The sequence below is a fragment of the Haloterrigena salina JCM 13891 genome, from assembly GCF_000337495.1.
GTDB classification, from domain to species: Archaea; Halobacteriota; Halobacteria; order Halobacteriales; family Natrialbaceae; genus Haloterrigena; species Haloterrigena salina.
In genome coordinates this window covers 1-14631 of sequence record NZ_AOIS01000019.1, presented here as the reverse complement: position 1 = coordinate 14631, position 14631 = coordinate 1, and the positions used below count along the sequence as shown (strand labels likewise).

The 14631-nt window shown below is 67.1% G+C and carries 14 protein-coding genes; 7 read left to right on the top strand and 7 right to left on the bottom strand.

From position 1 onward, the window contains the following. Positions 1 to 15 precede the first annotated feature (15 nt). Entirely contained in the window at positions 16 to 708 is a 693-nt protein-coding gene (locus tag C477_RS05350) for a hypothetical protein (RefSeq protein WP_008893432.1), read from the bottom strand. 130 nt (positions 709 to 838) lie between these two features. On the opposite strand from C477_RS05350, the gene C477_RS05345 reads away from it, so the two are divergent. The 5 genes from C477_RS05345 to C477_RS05325 all read left to right on the top strand — a co-directional run bounded on the left by C477_RS05345 (position 839) and on the right by C477_RS05325 (position 4541). Then, positions 839 to 1108, top strand: a complete 270-nt coding sequence (locus C477_RS05345) for a hypothetical protein (RefSeq protein ID WP_008893431.1) — start codon at positions 839 to 841, stop codon at positions 1106 to 1108. An 81-nt stretch (positions 1109 to 1189) separates the two neighbouring features. Then, positions 1190 to 2116 (top strand): ABC transporter ATP-binding protein, encoded by a 927-nt coding sequence (locus tag C477_RS05340; RefSeq protein ID WP_008893430.1) that lies wholly within the window; start codon positions 1190 to 1192, stop codon positions 2114 to 2116. Continuing rightward, complete coding sequence (locus C477_RS05335) at positions 2113 to 3087, top strand: ABC transporter permease (protein WP_008893429.1); 975 nt, start codon at positions 2113 to 2115, stop codon at positions 3085 to 3087. Before C477_RS05340 ends, C477_RS05335 begins: the two co-directional genes overlap by 4 nt. A 159-nt stretch (positions 3088 to 3246) precedes the next feature. Further along, entirely contained in the window at positions 3247 to 4212 is a 966-nt protein-coding gene (locus C477_RS05330) for an ArsA family ATPase (protein ID WP_008893428.1), read from the top strand. A 140-nt stretch (positions 4213 to 4352) separates the two neighbouring features. Continuing rightward, positions 4353 to 4541 (top strand): hypothetical protein, encoded by a 189-nt coding sequence (locus C477_RS05325; RefSeq protein WP_008893427.1) that lies wholly within the window; start codon positions 4353 to 4355, stop codon positions 4539 to 4541. A gap of 35 nt (positions 4542 to 4576) precedes the next feature. Here the strand turns inward: C477_RS05325 and ligA are convergent, their stop codons facing one another. From ligA to arcD, 5 genes are all read right to left on the bottom strand, one after another. Further along, positions 4577 to 6655: an NAD-dependent DNA ligase LigA gene (gene ligA, locus C477_RS05320; protein WP_008893426.1), complete on the bottom strand. Its 2079-nt coding sequence runs from the start codon at positions 6653 to 6655 to the stop codon at positions 4577 to 4579. A gap of 94 nt (positions 6656 to 6749) precedes the next feature. Next, a complete protein-coding gene (locus C477_RS05315) occupies positions 6750 to 7139 on the bottom strand; it encodes a 2Fe-2S iron-sulfur cluster-binding protein (protein WP_008893425.1) in 390 nt (129 codons plus the stop codon). Between the two features lie 4 nt (positions 7140 to 7143). Then, positions 7144 to 8541 carry a selenium-binding protein SBP56-related protein gene (locus tag C477_RS05310; RefSeq protein ID WP_008893424.1) on the bottom strand — a complete coding sequence of 466 codons (1398 nt, stop codon included), beginning with the start codon at positions 8539 to 8541 and terminating at the stop codon, positions 7144 to 7146. 74 nt (positions 8542 to 8615) lie between these two features. Further along, complete coding sequence (locus C477_RS05305; protein ID WP_008893423.1) at positions 8616 to 8996, bottom strand: 2Fe-2S iron-sulfur cluster-binding protein; 381 nt, start codon at positions 8994 to 8996, stop codon at positions 8616 to 8618. 198 nt (positions 8997 to 9194) lie between these two features. After that, entirely contained in the window at positions 9195 to 10661 is a 1467-nt protein-coding gene (gene arcD, locus C477_RS05300) for an arginine/ornithine antiporter ArcD (RefSeq protein ID WP_008893422.1), read from the bottom strand. Between the two features lie 140 nt (positions 10662 to 10801). On the opposite strand from arcD, the gene rio1 reads away from it, so the two are divergent. Next, entirely contained in the window at positions 10802 to 11677 is an 876-nt protein-coding gene (gene rio1, locus C477_RS05295) for a serine/threonine-protein kinase Rio1 (protein WP_008893421.1), read from the top strand. A 39-nt stretch (positions 11678 to 11716) separates the two neighbouring features. On the opposite strand, the gene C477_RS05290 is transcribed toward rio1, so the two are convergent. Then, positions 11717 to 13366 carry a bifunctional metallophosphatase/5'-nucleotidase gene (locus C477_RS05290; protein ID WP_008893420.1) on the bottom strand — a complete coding sequence of 550 codons (1650 nt, stop codon included), beginning with the start codon at positions 13364 to 13366 and terminating at the stop codon, positions 11717 to 11719. A gap of 390 nt (positions 13367 to 13756) precedes the next feature. On the opposite strand from C477_RS05290, the gene C477_RS05285 reads away from it, so the two are divergent. After that, positions 13757 to 14631 (top strand): nucleotidyl transferase family protein (locus tag C477_RS05285; RefSeq protein WP_008893419.1); only part of this gene is annotated, 875 nt, incomplete at its 3' end.

The following is a 14631-nucleotide window of genomic DNA, read 5'->3' as shown; positions in this document are numbered from 1 at the left end:
GGTCGTCAGCGGCTTTCAGCCTGACTCATCGACCCCGGCAGTCGACGGCTCGTTGGTTGATGGGGCGTCACTCGATTGGTCGGCAGTCGACGGCTCGTCGGTCGCGGAGTCGCCACCGGCGTCGCCGTCCGCGGGCGACGTATTCGGGAGGATCGCCTCCTCGAGGGTGACCGCCCGTCCGGCCTCGAGGTCGGCGTCGGTGACCGGGAGCAGGATGTCGTCGTCACCGCTGACCCGGAGGACGAGTCGCCGCCACCGCGACCGGACGTAGCCGGCGAAGAACAGGACGGCGAGCGCGAGCAGGAGGCCGCCGCCGATGAGGATCGAGAGATCGAACACCGTCAAAATCGTCGCGAGCGCCTCGAGAGCGGCGTCGACGATACCAGTCGGATCGCCGGTTGTGCCGGCGTAGCCGTCGGCGAAGCCGGCGAGGTCGACCGTCGTGCTGATCAGTAGGAGGCCGAGCCCGAGGAACAGGAAGAGGGACGCCCAGAGGAGCCGTCCCGGCGCGCTGTCGGTTTCGACGGAGACCCGCGTGACGTTCGGCCGATCCGCGGATCGGTAGTTCGGTCCGTCCTCGTCGGGCGTAAAGGCCAGCACGCGACGGTTCGTGACGACGACCGTCGCCCGCTCGAGGTCGACGCGGTGCTGTTCGCGCTCGCGCTCGTCCAGCAACTGGTCGACGTGGTCGCTCCAGGTCTCCTGCATGGAGTAGTACGAAATCTCACCTCGAGGGGCAAGTACCTCGCGAAGTCCGCCACTGCGTGAGACCGTCCGCCCGGCGTCGCCCGACGAGAGACGCGGTACATTCTCGGTCGTCGACGCCGAAGGGGTGGGTATGAGTGAGTCGACGGTGCAGTGCTGGCTCGTCGAGCGCGACTTCGACAGCCGGAACATCGTGACGCTCGTCTACGCGACGCCCGACGGATCGCGGTATCAACAGCGGGAGCGATCGGGCCAATCGCTGCAAACCGGCGCCGAAGTCACCGCGGCGGTCGACGTCCCCGAGGACGAACTCGAGCCGGTCGACGACGAGGAGACCCGGGACCGATACGCCACGGAGGCCGAACGTACCGCCGAGCAGTACGGACCCGACGACCCGATTTAGCCCATTTTTCCTCCCCGAGGGGACGAATATTATCGCGGGAGAGTAACAACTCTTATCGGACACGGGTGAGACCACACAGCTATGCCAGCTATTACAGTCGATAACCTGACCAAGTCCTACGGTCAGACCCTCGCGCTCGAGGATCTGTCGTTTCAGGTCCAAGAGGGAGAGGTATTCGGCTTTCTCGGTCCGAACGGCGCCGGCAAGTCGACGACGATCAACGTCATCCTCGACTTCATCCGGCCGACCGCCGGACGGGTCGAAGTCCTGGGGCTGGACGCCCAGGCCAACAGCCGCGAGATCCGCTCGCGGACCGGCGTCCTCCCGGAGGGCGTCGAGACCTACGACCGCCTGACGGCCCGCCAGCACCTCGAGTTCGCCATCGACTCGAAGGGATCCGACGACGACCCCGAAGCCCTCCTCGAGCGGGTCGGCCTCGTCGACGCCATCGACAAGAAGGCCGGCGGCTTCTCGAAGGGGATGTCCCAGCGACTCATGCTGGCGATGGCCCTCGTCGGCCAGCCGGACCTCCTCATTCTCGACGAGCCGTCGACGGGGCTCGACCCCAACGGCGCCCGCGAGATGCGCGAAATCGTCCGCGAGGAGAACGAACGCGGCGCGACCGTCTTCTTCTCGAGTCACATCATGGAACAGGTCGAGGCGGTCTGTGACCGCGTCGGCATCCTCCGCGACGGCGAGATGGTCGCCGTCGACACCGTCGAGGGACTGCGCGACTCCGTCGGCGGCGGGACGACGCTGCGGGTCACCGTCGACCGCCTCGACGACGACACGCTCCAGGTCGTTCGCTCGCTGCCGGACGTCTCCGACGCCACCGTCGAGGGCCGGAATCCGCCCGTCCTCGTCGTCCAGGTCCAGGGCTCCAAGACGGCCGTCCTCGGCGAACTCGAGGATCGGGGCATCGAGGTCAAGGACTTCACGACCCGCGAGGCCTCCCTCGAGGACGTCTTCCAGTCGTACACGACCGGCACGGAGGTGCACGCGCGATGAGCACCGAAACCGCAGCCGGATCATCGGGGTCGGGGTCGGGATCGGCCTCGAGTTCCGTGAACCTCGAGAGCGTCCGCGCCGTCGCGAAGAAGGACTTTCAGGACGCGGTCCGCTCGTGGCTGTTCTGGGGACTGAGCGTCTTCTTCTTCCTGTTGCTGGTCGGCGTCACCGGCGGGCTCTCGTACTTCGGTGCCGAAGTCTCGCCGACGCAGGCGGAAACGACGGGGGCGCTCGTCTCGCTGGTCAGCCAGATGACGCGGGTCGTCATTCCGCTGATCGCGCTGGTGCTGGGCTGGAAGGCCATCGCCGGCGAGCGGGAGTCCGGGAGCATCAAGGTGTTGCTCTCGCTGCCCCACTCGCGAAAGGACGTGCTGCTGGGCAAACTGCTCGGCCGAGCGGCCGTGCTGTCGCTGTCGCTGATCGTCGGGTTCGTCCTCGCGGCCGTCGTCGTCGCCGCGATCCTCGGGAGCTTCGACGTGGTCGAGTACGCCGGACTGCTCGCGATGGCGATCCTCTACGGCCTCGCCTACACCAGTATCGCCGTCTCGCTCTCCTCGATGACCAAGTCGACGACGATCGCCGGCGCCGCGGTCTTCGGCGTCTTCCTGCTGTTCTACGCCGTCTGGAACCTGCTTCTCACCGGGCTTCAGATCCTGATGTCCCGGGGGACGATCGACGGCGTCGAATACACGCGGACCTTCGAGATGGCCGACGGAACGACCGAACAGATAACCGCCCAACGAGTGCCCGACTGGGCGCTGTTCATCGACTCGCTCGACCCGGGTAACGCCTTCGCGAACGCGCTCTCGATCATCAGTTCCACCGTCGAGGGCACCACGTACCCGGACTACTACTTCCCGGACGGCATGCCGTTCTTCCTCGAGGACTGGTTCTCCTTTATCATCCTGTTGCTGTGGATCGTCGTCCCGCTCGCGGTCGCGCTCTGGCGGTTCGACCGCGTCGACCTGTAGACTGACGGCGTTCGCAGCGCGTTCGTTCTTTTCACTCGCATTTCGCGCTCGAGTCCTCACCCCGACTCGATACTCGATCGACCTGCATCCGATCGCCAGCGATGACACTCCGGCGATCGTGGCAATCGATTTAGGTGTCTATCGATCGTACGCGAGACCGTGACCGACTGCATCTTCTACGGCGGCAAGGGCGGCGTCGGCAAGACGACCTGCGCGGCGGCGACCGCCCTCGGACTGGCCGATTCCGGCCGGGAGACGCTGGTCGTCTCGACCGATCCGGCCCACTCGCTGTCGGACTCCCTCGAGGTCGATCTCGGGGCCGAACCCCGCGAACTCGAGGGCATTGGCGACGGTGACGGCAGTCTCTGGGCCGTCGAGATCGATCCCGACACCCAGAAGGAACGGTACGAGAAACTGGCGCGAGCGCTCGCGAAGGACCTCCGTAGCGCCGGCATTCGACTGGACGACGAGGAAGTCCGACGGCTGTTCGCCTCGGGCGCGCCGGCCGGCAGCGACGAAATTGCGGCCCTCGATCTGCTCGTCGAATACGTCGACGAGGGCGACTGGGACGTGGTCGTCTTCGACACCGCGCCGACCGGCCACACCCTCCGACTGTTCGACATGCCCGAGGTGATGGGGCTGGCCCTCGAGACGGCCCAGTCGCTGCGCGGGCAGGCCAAGCGGATCGGCAACGCCGCCCGGACGGCCGTCCTCGGCCCGATGTCGATGATGGGAAGCAGCAAGGAGGACGAGGAGGAGAGCCTCGAGGCGTTTCGCGCCCGCCTCGAGCGCGCTCGCGACCTGCTGACCGATCCCGAGCGCACGGAGTTCCGGGTCGTCCTCCTTCCGGAGGGGATGGCCATCGCCGAGTCCGAACGGCTGGTAGGGACGCTCCGGGAGGCCGATGTCCGGGTCGACCGCCTCGTCGTGAACCGGGTCTTCGAGGATCCGGAGGACGACTGCTCGCGGTGTCAGTCGCGCCACCGACGGCATCTGGAGCGAGTCGAAGAGGTCCGGGAGACGTTTCCCGACCTCGAGGTCGTCACGCTGCCCGAACGGGAGGGCGAGGTGCAGGGCCTCGGGGCGGTCGCGGAGATCGCGGCGCGGTTGCCCGCCGAGGCGTGAGCGTGACCGGGGCGACCGTCGATGACGGCGACAGTTGCTCGAGACGGCCTGACAGCAACAGTACAAGGGACCTAGAGACGAGGTCGTAAAACGACGGCGCGGCCTTGCCGTTTTACTTGTTGGGTGTCCAATATTATCACATGGCGCGCTCCATCGGCCGGACCTCGTCCTCGATCGGCACCGCGATCGGACTGGCCGCCGTACTCGTCGCGATCGTCGGCACCCAGTTCCTCGGCTGGGAGTGGGGCGGCGGACAACTCGTTCCCACGGTCATCGGCGTCGTCGCCGCCGCGATCGCTATCGTCGTGGTCCTCAGCCGGCGTGGCTGAGACCGCCACATGTCGCCGCCAGAATCAGCGAGCGATCACTCGAGGGCGATCCCGTACTCCGCCAGCAGTTCGCGGAACTCGTCCTCGTCGACGATCGGGACGTCGTTCGCTTCGGCGTCGTCGCGTTTGGTCTGTCCCGGGTTCTCGCCGACGACGAGGTAGTCCGTGTTCCCCGAGACGCTGCCCGTCGCGTTGGCGCCGTGGGCCTCGACGGCCTCCTGGGCCTCGCCGCGGGTGACCCCCTCGAGCGAGCCCGTGAAGACGAACGTCAGCCCCTCGAGTTCGTCGCCGCCGCTCTCGAGGTCCGACTCCTGGGGCGAGGCGTGCTCAAGCAGGTCGTCGACGGCCTCGGCGTTGGCCTCGCTGGTGAAGAACTCGTGGAGCTGTTCGGCGACGGTCTGGCCGACGTCCGGCACGTCCTCGAGGCGTTCGGGCTCGGCTTCGGCGGTCTCGCGGAACGCGTCGAACGTGCCGAACTCGCGGGCGAGTTCGCGGGCCGTCGTCGGCCCGACGTGGGGGATGCCCAGCGCCGAGAGGAAGTCGGCGAGCGGGGGCTCGCGGCTGGCCTCGATCTCGGCGAGGACGTTCTCAGCGCTCGTCTCGCCCCAGCCCTCGAGGTCGGTGAGGTCCTCGCGGTCGAGTTCGTAGAGGTCCGCGACGGACTCGAGGAGGCCGGCGTCGACCAGTTGGCGGACGCTCTTTTCGCCGAGCCCCTCGAGGTCGAGCCCGTCGTCGCCGGCGTAGTACTCGATCGAGCGCCGGAGTTGGGCGTCGCAGGCGAGGCCGCCGGTACAGAAGGCCATCGGACCGTCGCGCTCGACGGCGCTGTCGCAGACGGGACAGTGGTCGGGCAGTTCGTAATGGCCCTCGCTGCCCTTCTCGACGACCTCCTCGACGTAGGGGATGACGTCGCCGGCCCGCTGGACGCGGACCGTGTCGCCGATCCCGACGTTCTTCTCGGCGATCTCCTCGGGGTTGTGCAGGCTCGCCCGCGAGACCGTCACGCCGCCGACGTCCACCGGTTCCAGGAGGGCGACCGGCGTCAGCCGACCGGTGCGACCCACCTGCACCGCCACGTCGACGATGGGCGTCACCTCGGCGCGGGCGGGGAACTTGTAGGCGAAGGCATAGCGGTCGTGACGCGCCGTGCGGCCCAACTCCTCGCGGGCGTCTCGGTCGTCGACCTTGATCACAGTGCCGTCGATCTCGTAGTTCAGGTCGTCGCGGGCCTCGAGCATCCGGTCGCGGTAGTCGATCGCCTCGTCGATGTCGTCCGCGAATTCGACGTGCTCGGTGACCCGTAACCCCCAGTCGGGAAAGCGCTCGAGTTCGGCGCTGTGGGAGTCCTCGAGGTCGCTGGCCTCGAGCACGTCGAAGAAGAACACCTCGAGGGGACGGTCGGCGACGACGGCGGGATCGAGCTGGCGGATCGTCCCCGCGGTGGCGTTGCGCGGGTTGGCGAAGGGCTCCTCGCCGCGCTCGATTCGCTCGCGGTTGTGCGCCTGGAAGGCGTCTTTGGGCATGTAGACCTCGCCTCGCACGGCGAGGAACTCGGGGTAGTCGCCGTGGAGCTTCTGGGGAACGGAGCCGATCGTGCGCGCGTTGCGCGTCACGTCGTCGCCCTCGCGGCCGTCCCCGCGGGTCGCCGCGCGCTCGAGGCGGCCGTCCTCGTAGACGAACTCCATCGAGACGCCGTCGAACTTGGGTTCGCAGACGTACTGGACGTCACCCACTTCGCGGCGCACGCGATCGGCGAACTCGCGGACGTCTTCCTCCTCGCCGCTCTGGTCGATCGAGAGCATCGGCGCGACGTGCTCGACCGTGTCGAACTCCTCGATGGGCTCGCCGCCGACGCTGCGCGTCGGGCTGTCGGGGTGTTCGAGCCCGAAGGCGTCCTCGAGGTCCCGCAGGCGGGCGAACAGCGCGTCGTAGGTCCGGTCGGCGATCAGCGGTTCGCTCTCGACGTAGTACCGGCGGTCGTGTTCGCGGACGGCCTCCCGGAGCAGTTCGACCTGCTCGCGGGCCTCGTCCTCCGAGAGCTCCTCGACCGGCGTGAAGTCGATCGGCGGATCCCGGAGGTACGGGTTCTCCACGTCCTCGTCGGCGACAGACATTGCTCGAGGGTTGCCGCTCGCGCCCGTTAACGTTACTGACTGCCGCTCGAATGCGGGATCTCCGCTCGAGACGCGACCGGTTCGTCCGAATCGGTCACTTCCACGGGTTGTCCACCAGTTCGGTGTGGACGCTCGCGCCGACGGCGATCCGACAGTCTGCTCGCGGCGAGGCGATACACAGCAGGACGTAGCCCGCGGTACGGTGTCGGTCTTTCAGCGCTCGAGGCGAGCGACGGTACGAGAACGCGCCGTCGATTTCAACCGTACCGCGTTCGTCGTCGCCGGCCGCCGGCTCCGCTCCGTCGACTTCGAGCAGCCGCCCAGTACAGGTCCCGCAGGCGCCGGTGCGACAACCGAACGGGAGGGCGATGTCGGCGCGCTCGGCGGCCTCGAGGACCGTCTCGTCCTCGCCGACCGCGATGGTCCGCGTCTCGCGGTCGGCGTCGGGCCACTCGAGGGTGACGTCGTGGCGCTGGCTCACCATCCGGTCACTGCCAGACGTCGCTCGTGCAGTCGCCGTCGGGCCAGCGGATCTCGTGGGCGCGGGCTGGACCCTCTGGGCACTCGCCCCAGTCGACGAGGAAGTCCTCGTCGAGTTCCATCGTTCCCTTCCGGGGGTCGACGTCGGCCTTCAGCATCACCGAGCCGCGCTCGCCCTCCTCGGGGTAGAACTGCTCGTCCCACGAGGAGAACAGCGAGGTGGTCCAGTAGAGGCGCTCGCCGTCAAGCGAGAGCTGGATCATCTGGGGGCCCGCGGACAGTTCGCGGCCCTGGACTTCCTGCACCTCGCCGAAGGTGCCCCCGACCGACAGCGAGTCGGCCCGTCGCGGGTTCGACGGGTCCGAGATGTCGTACATCCAGACGTCCCCGTGGAGCCAGTTCGAGCCGAACAGGTAGCGGTCGTCCATCGAGATCAGGATGTCCGTCGGCAGCGCGGGGACGGGCATGTCCCAGTCGTCGTGCTCCCGGCTCTCGAAGTCGATCACCTTCTCGGCGCGGTACTCGCCGGACTCGCCGTCGCGCCAGAAGTGGAAAATATTCGACGACAGCGCGGCCCCGACGAAGCCGTGGGTCGATTCGGGCGTGTGGAGGAAGCGCACCTCGAGCGGGATCAGCCCCTCTTCGCCGAGGTCGATGGTCTGCTCGACGGTGCCGGCCTCCCAGTCCCAGAAGTGGAGGCGCTGGCCGTAGTTGCCCGCCTCGACGTCCTCGAGGTCAAAGCCCGGGTAGTACGTCTTCGGCGCGGCCCACTCGCTCGAGACCATCACGTTCTGGCGGGGCTGGTACCAGTAGTCGTAGTTCATCTCGACCTCGCCCGGTGGCTCCCACCGGCCCTCGATCTCGAAGTCGTCGTTCAGCTCGAGGAAGCCGCCCGGTAACTCGCCGTCGGCGTCGCCGAGCATGCTGATCAGGATCTCGCCGTCCGGGATACAGTGGACCGTGTGGGGCGCCGAGAGGTCGTATTCGAAGACCTCCTCGGGTTCGATCACCGTCTCGAGTTCGGGATTGCGCCGATCCTTCGCGTCGATCACGTGGATTCGCGAGGAGCGCTGGCCGGGGACGATCAGGTGGCGGCGCTCGAGGCCCTCCATGTGACACGACGACGAGCAGGCGTTCCAGCCGAAGTGGTGGAGTTCGTCGCCGCGGTTGGGCAGTTCGATGCGGTCGACGATCTCGCAGTAGGTCTCGGAGTCAGGATCGAGGTCGACGACCGCGACGAAGTCCGGCGCGTCGACGTCCGTGCCGACGTAGAGGCTCATCACGTAGGCCAGTTCCTCTCGCTCGCCCTCCTCGATGGCGGCCTGGGGCGTCGCGTAGCCAGGGCCCTCGTGGTGGTCGTGCTCGTGGTCCGGTTCGACGTCGCTGGGTGCGTTAACATCACTCATATACCGTCCGACCACGAGCACGGAGATAAATCTGGTCAGGGGGAGAGAAACGGAGGGCGCGACGAGACCGAGGGTTACGCCCAGGGACTGTCGCCGACTTCGGCGCGCACTCGCGGTCCGACTTTGATTCGACAATCCGACTGCGGGTGCGCGATACAGAGCAGGACGTAGCCGTCCGCCTGCTCCTCGTCGGTCAGCGCCGCCGGCGCCCGCCGATACGTGAACGCGTCCGCGGCGTGGGGCGGCCGTTCCGTCCCGCCTTCGGCCGACTCGTTCTCCTCGCCCTCGAGGGCGAGCAATCGACCGACGCAGGTGATACAGGTCCCCTTCCGGCAGTCGTAGGGCAGTCGGGCGCCGGCCCGCTGGGCCGCGTCGAGGACCGATTCGTTCTCGTCGACCGCGATCGTCTGCGTCGAGCCGTCGGTCCACTCGAGGGTCACGACGTGGCTCGTCATCGTCCCCGTTCCGTCGGTACGCGTTTCGCGTGCAGTTCGGCCATGACCGACGGTACGGCCGCCGCCGAGAAAAAGTCCGCGCGTGGGTGCGCTCGATCACACATCGTGTCGTTGTCAGTACCGACCGCGGTTCGGATCGCCGTCAGTACCACCAAGCGATCCGGCTTCGAGAAGGAAAGCCGCGATCCGACGACGACGCTATTCGACGGAGGGCGTCGGCGCGTCGGCTTCCGCCGGCGATTCCCGTTCGGGGTCGTCCTTGTAGAAGATCCGCCAGCCGGTGACACCCATCAGGACCAGAATCAGCGGCGAGAGGATGCCGAAGAAGTAGTACGGAGCGTACTCGATCACCGGCACGCCGAGCGCCGAGGCCATGAAGACCCCGCCGGATCCCCAGGGCACGAACGCCGACGTCGTCGTCCCGGACGCTTCGACCGCCCGCGAGAGGTTCCGACTCTCGAGGTCGTACTCGTCGTACAGGTTCTGCAGCGTCATCCCGGGGACGACGATCGCCATGTACTGTTCCGCGGCGAGGAAGTTCATCGCGATCGTGCCCGCGGCCGTACCGGCCGTCAGGCCCGCGACGCTGCTAACGGCCCGGCCGATGTGGTAGGCGATCGCCGCCAGCACGCCGGTTTCCTGCAGGATACCGCCCAGCGCCAGCGCGGCAACGACGATCGAAACGACCCACACGGAGCCCTCGAGGCCGCCGCTCGCGAGCAGTTCGTCCGTGAGGTCGACGCCCGTTTCGGGGCTGGTCCCGAAGTGGACGGTCTCCCAGGCGGCGGCGAAGCCGACGCCCTGCACCGTGGTGCTGACCGCGACGCCGGCGAAGATCCCGGCGCCGAGCGACGGTAGCGCGGGGAAGCCGTAGAACGCGAGCGCGAACGTGATGACCAGCGGGACGAACGTCAGCGGCGAAATCGCGTAACTGCTCTCGAGGCCGCCCTGGATCTCGGCGATCCGATCGACGGGGATCGTCCCGCTCGCGCTCAGGCCCAGCACGACGAACAGGAGCAGCGAGATCGCGAACGAAATCGCGGTGCCGGGGCGCATCGCTCGGATGTGGTCCATCAGTTCCGTGTTCGTCACCGCGGCGGCGAGGTTCGTGGTGTCCGAGAGCGGCGAGTTCTTGTCGCCGGTGTAGGCGCCCGACAGGACGGCGCCGGCCGTCATCGCCTCCGGAATTCCGAGCCCGGAGCCGATCCCGATCATCGCGACGCCGAGCGTCCCGGCCGTCGTCCACGAGGAACCGATCGCGAAGGCGACGACCGCCGAGAGGACGACGGTAAAGGGGAGGAAGATCGTCGGCGAGAGGAACTCCAGCCCGTAGTACATGAGCGTCGGGATCGTCCCGGAATCGATCCACGCCGAGATGACCATGTAGATAACGAACAGGATGAGGATGGCTTGGAGACCGGTCAGAATACTGCGACCGATCCCGTCGTAGAGGTCGCTCCAGGCGTAACCGAAGTAGTACCGGCCGAACAGTCCCGCGAACGCGATCCCCCACAACAGCGGCATCTGCGGATCCATCTCGAGGTAGATCATCCCGACCGAGAGGAACAGGATCATTCCCGCGATCGGGACGAGCGCTTCCCCCAGGGACGGCCGCTTGTCCTCGGGGATTTCGTCGTAGGTCTTCGGTGTGAAGTCCAGTGCCATGAGCAGGTCGCACGCGTTTTTTCGATAGCGGATATAAATAGATCGCCGTTCCCCGTTCGCCGTTGCCCCGTCGCGGCGATCGGAACGGGTCGGCGACCAGACCCAGTACTTTACCCGTCGGAGCGCCTACGACCGAGTAGATGGGAGAGGGAACGGAATACGGGCTGGTCGACCTCGAGGAGGTCGAGACGCCGGGCGACGAGTGGGAAGAGATCGACGTCTCGGACACCGAGGCCGACCGGATCGCTCGCAAGCGCGATCGGAAGTTCGAGCAGTTCGAGGAGCGCATCAAGGACGCCGACCAGTTCAAGGTCGAGCAGTCGGTGTTCGACGACGCGACCCTCGCTGCGCTGTACAAACTCGTCCAGGACGGCTACGTCGAGGCCTTCGGCGGGCCGCTGTCGACGGGCAAGGAGGCCAACGTCTACCACGCGCTGGGCGACGACCGCGAGGTCGCGGTCAAGATCTACCGGATCAACGCCTCGAACTTCCGACAGATGCGCGACTACCTCGAGGGCGACCCCCGATTCGAGGGGCTGGGCGGCAAGAAGAAGGATGTCGTCCTCGCCTGGACGAAGAAGGAACTGGCGAACTTAGAGCGGGCGAAGGCGGCCGGCGTCCGCGTGCCCGAACCGATCGCCACCGAGCGCAACGTGTTGGTCATGGAGTACATCGGCACCGACGACGGCCGCGCGAAACGCCTCGGCGAGGTCCACATCGAGAACCCCCGAACCGCCTACGAGGTCATGCGCGAGTACATGCGTCGCCTCTACTCGGCGGGGTTGATCCACGGCGACCTCAGCGAGTACAATGTCGTCTTCGATCAGGACGAGGGTCAGCTCGTCTTCATCGACCTCGGCCAGGCCGTCACGGTCCACCACCCCAACAGCCGGGAGTTCTTAGAGCGGGACTGCCGGAACGTCGCCGGATTCTTCTCGCGACAGGGGATGGACGTCACCGAAGACGAGTTACTCGAGTTCGTCACGAGTCCGGAACCGGACCCGTCGCGGGACTGAGGGCCGGGCTGCTGTCTCCGAACGCAGACGAACCCGGACTCAGACGACCTCGATCCGCCCCTCCGTTTCGGGTCCGATGACCTCGGCCTCCTGGATGGCCTCGATCGCGAGCGCCGAGAGCAGCGTCCCCTCGTCGGCGGGGACGAGCACGTCGCCGTCCGCGAACATCTCGTAGCCGTCGCCCCCGCCCGCGACGAAGTCGTTCGTCGCGAGTTCGTACGTCGCGTCGGCCTCGAGGGGTTCGTCGCCGACCGTGATCTCTTCGACGCGCTCGCCGGCGGGCGCGTCCGGATCGTAGGCGTAGGCCATCCCGCTGACCTGCGGGAAGCGGCCGTGGCCCTCCGTGACCGTACTCACGCCGAGTTCGATCGCCTCGCGAAGCGTCGCCCCCGTGACCTCGAGTTTCACCGTCCGATTCGGGAACGGGAGGATGTCGACGACCGTCCGTCTGGTGATTCCGCCGACCGGGTACAGCTCGTCGCTTCGGATGCCGCCGCCGTTCTGGAGGGCGACGTCGGCCTCGAGGTCCGCGCGCATGACGTCGGTCAGCCAGTTGCCGAAGTTCGATTCCGCGCTGCGGACCGTTTCGGTCCGCACGTCAAGCGGTTCGGTCGTCTCACCGATGACGACGTCGAGTTCGGCCTCGAGGGCGGCCTCGTACTCCTCGAGCAGCGACTGGACCTCCTCGTGGGGCGTGACCTCGCCGCTTTCGACCTGCTCCGCGAGGTCGTAGCGTTCGAACGAGTGATCGACGAGTCCGTCGTTCCCGACCTCGAGATCCAGCTGGCCGACGTAGTCGAACTCGTCTCCGACGACCGAAACGACGGCCCCGTCGACCGTCTCGGGTTCGTCGTAGACCATCGCGGCGTGGTCGCCGACGGCGACGTCGATCCCGTCGACGGACGCGACAACCTCCTGAGCGACGGGACTGGCGAGGTGCGACAGCAACACGATCGCGTCTGCGCCCTCATCGCGGAGTTCACTGACGACCGCCTCGACCGCAGTTTCCGGGTCGAGCACCTCGACGTGGTCGCCGACGGAACTGACGTCGGGGGTGTCCGCCGGCGCGAGCCCGGTAATTCCGAATTTGACGCCGTCGATCTCCTCGATGGCGTACCGCCGGGCGCCCTCTTCGGCGGCGAAGACATCGTCGGTCCGCTCGTCGCGAACGTTCGCGCTCACCCACGTAAACTCGCTGTCGGCGACGTTCTCCCGGAGGCTCTCCGGACCGTTGTCGAACTCGTGGTTGCCGTACGTGTCGTACTCGAGCGGTCCCGCGTTGAACAGCGAAACCATGTGTCCGCCGTCGAAGACCGACGACTCGACGGACGTATGCAGGTCGTCGCCGTTCCCGACGACGAGCGCGTTCCCGTCGGGCGCGTCGGCGGCGAGATCGCACATCAGCCCGAAGTAGTTCGCGACGTTGAGCGCCTCGTCGGGACTCCCCATCGATCCGTGCAAGTGCGTATCGTGGAGCAGTCGAACGGTCGTCGACCCGTCGTCGGTCGACTCCTCTGACTCCGTCTCTTCGGAATTGGGGTCGTCCGAATCGGTGGCGTTCTCGTCACCGTTCCCCTCGTCGTCCGTCGTTTCCTCGCCGAACAGGCATCCCGCCAGCGCGGTGACGCCCGTCGCGCCGACGTACCCCAGCAGTCGCCGCCGTTCGATATCGGTCGTCCGGTCGGTCATACGCGGACCCTCTCGCGGAGTGCTGATATTCTTATCGGAAAATTTATACTAAAACAACAACATGCAAACGTAGCGGGATGCGTATCGGGGCGACACGATAGGCCCCTCTATTGGTATCCATAGTCGATGAGAAGCGCGATGAGGGCCTCGAGAGACGACTGTCGCTTCCGATCCGGAGAACCGAAACTGTTAGATTCGTCGACAGGCTACGGGTCGGTAATGGCGTCCGCTCTCGAGTGGCAGTGGCGCTGGCGAGCCCCCTCGAGAGCGGACAGTCCCGTCGCTGCGGGCGACGCGGCCTAACCCGGCGGCCGCGGCGACGGACGCTCCCTCCGCTCGTTTTTCGACTCGAATCGAGTTCCAGCCGCTGCAGTCACACTTCCAGACCTAATGCCAGAACCATCCGACACGCCGAACAGCACCGACAGCGAGACGAACGCTGCATCCCCCGCTGAGGAGAGCACGGCCACCGACGGGTTCACCGTCACGCCCTACGCCGTCGACGGCAAGATCGACTACGAGAAACTGCTCGAACGCTTCGGCGCGGATCCGCTCACCGACGAGCAGATCGAACGCTTCCCCGACCATCCGCTGCTCCGGCGGTGGACGTTCTACGCGGGCCGGGACGTCGACGACTATCTCGAGGCCGCCGCGGCCGGCGATCCGCACGCGATCGTCACCGGTCGCGGGCCCTCGGGACCGATGCATCTGGGCCACGTCCTCCCGCTGTACCTCGCGAAGCGCTTTCAGAGGGAGACCGGCGCGACGGTGTACATCCCGCTCTCCGACGACGAGAAGTTCCTCGCCAAGGACCAGTCGTTCGAATCGATCGGCGAGCACGCCCGCGAGAATCTGCGCGATATCCTCGCCGTCGGCTTCGATCCCGACCGGACGCGGATCGTCGTCGACACCGCCGACGCGGACGTGATCTATCCGATCGCGGTCCGTCTCGCGAAGCACCTCACGCCGGCGACGGTCGAGGCCGTCTACGGCGAGCAGGACACCGTGGGTCTGCAGTTCTACCCCGCCGTGCAGGCGACCCACCTCCTGTTTCCGCAACTCGTCGGCGGCCGGCAGCCGACGCTCGTCCCCATCGCCGTGGATCAGGATCCCCACGTTCGGGTCTGTCGCGACGTCGCCGCGAAGGAGGCCCTGCCGGTCGACAAGCCGGGCGCCCTGCTCGGGCGGTTCCTCCCGAGCCTCGAGGGGCCCGGCAAGATGAGTTCCTCCGGGTCGGCGCCGTCGATCGAACTCACGGACGACCC

Bases quoted from the DNA above. Each gene is read 5' to 3' on its own strand.
- C477_RS05335 (WP_008893429.1), top strand. From the start codon at position 2,113: ATGAGCACCGAAACCGCAGCCGGATCATCGGGGTCGGGGTCGGGATCG.
- C477_RS05325 (WP_008893427.1), top strand. From the start codon at position 4,353: ATGGCGCGCTCCATCGGCCGGACCTCGTCCTCGATCGGCACCGCGATC.
- C477_RS05310 (WP_008893424.1), bottom strand. From the start codon at position 8,541: ATGAGTGATGTTAACGCACCCAGCGACGTCGAACCGGACCACGAGCAC.
- C477_RS05345 (WP_008893431.1), top strand. From the start codon at position 839: ATGAGTGAGTCGACGGTGCAGTGCTGGCTCGTCGAGCGCGACTTCGAC.
- ligA (WP_008893426.1), bottom strand. From the start codon at position 6,655: ATGTCTGTCGCCGACGAGGACGTGGAGAACCCGTACCTCCGGGATCCG.
- rio1 (WP_008893421.1), top strand. From the start codon at position 10,802: ATGGGAGAGGGAACGGAATACGGGCTGGTCGACCTCGAGGAGGTCGAG.
- C477_RS05315 (WP_008893425.1), bottom strand. From the start codon at position 7,139: ATGGTGAGCCAGCGCCACGACGTCACCCTCGAGTGGCCCGACGCCGAC.
- C477_RS05350 (WP_008893432.1), bottom strand. From the start codon at position 708: ATGCAGGAGACCTGGAGCGACCACGTCGACCAGTTGCTGGACGAGCGC.
- C477_RS05290 (WP_008893420.1), bottom strand. From the start codon at position 13,366: ATGACCGACCGGACGACCGATATCGAACGGCGGCGACTGCTGGGGTAC.
- arcD (WP_008893422.1), bottom strand. From the start codon at position 10,661: ATGGCACTGGACTTCACACCGAAGACCTACGACGAAATCCCCGAGGAC.
- C477_RS05305 (WP_008893423.1), bottom strand. From the start codon at position 8,996: ATGACGAGCCACGTCGTGACCCTCGAGTGGACCGACGGCTCGACGCAG.
- C477_RS05340 (WP_008893430.1), top strand. From the start codon at position 1,190: ATGCCAGCTATTACAGTCGATAACCTGACCAAGTCCTACGGTCAGACC.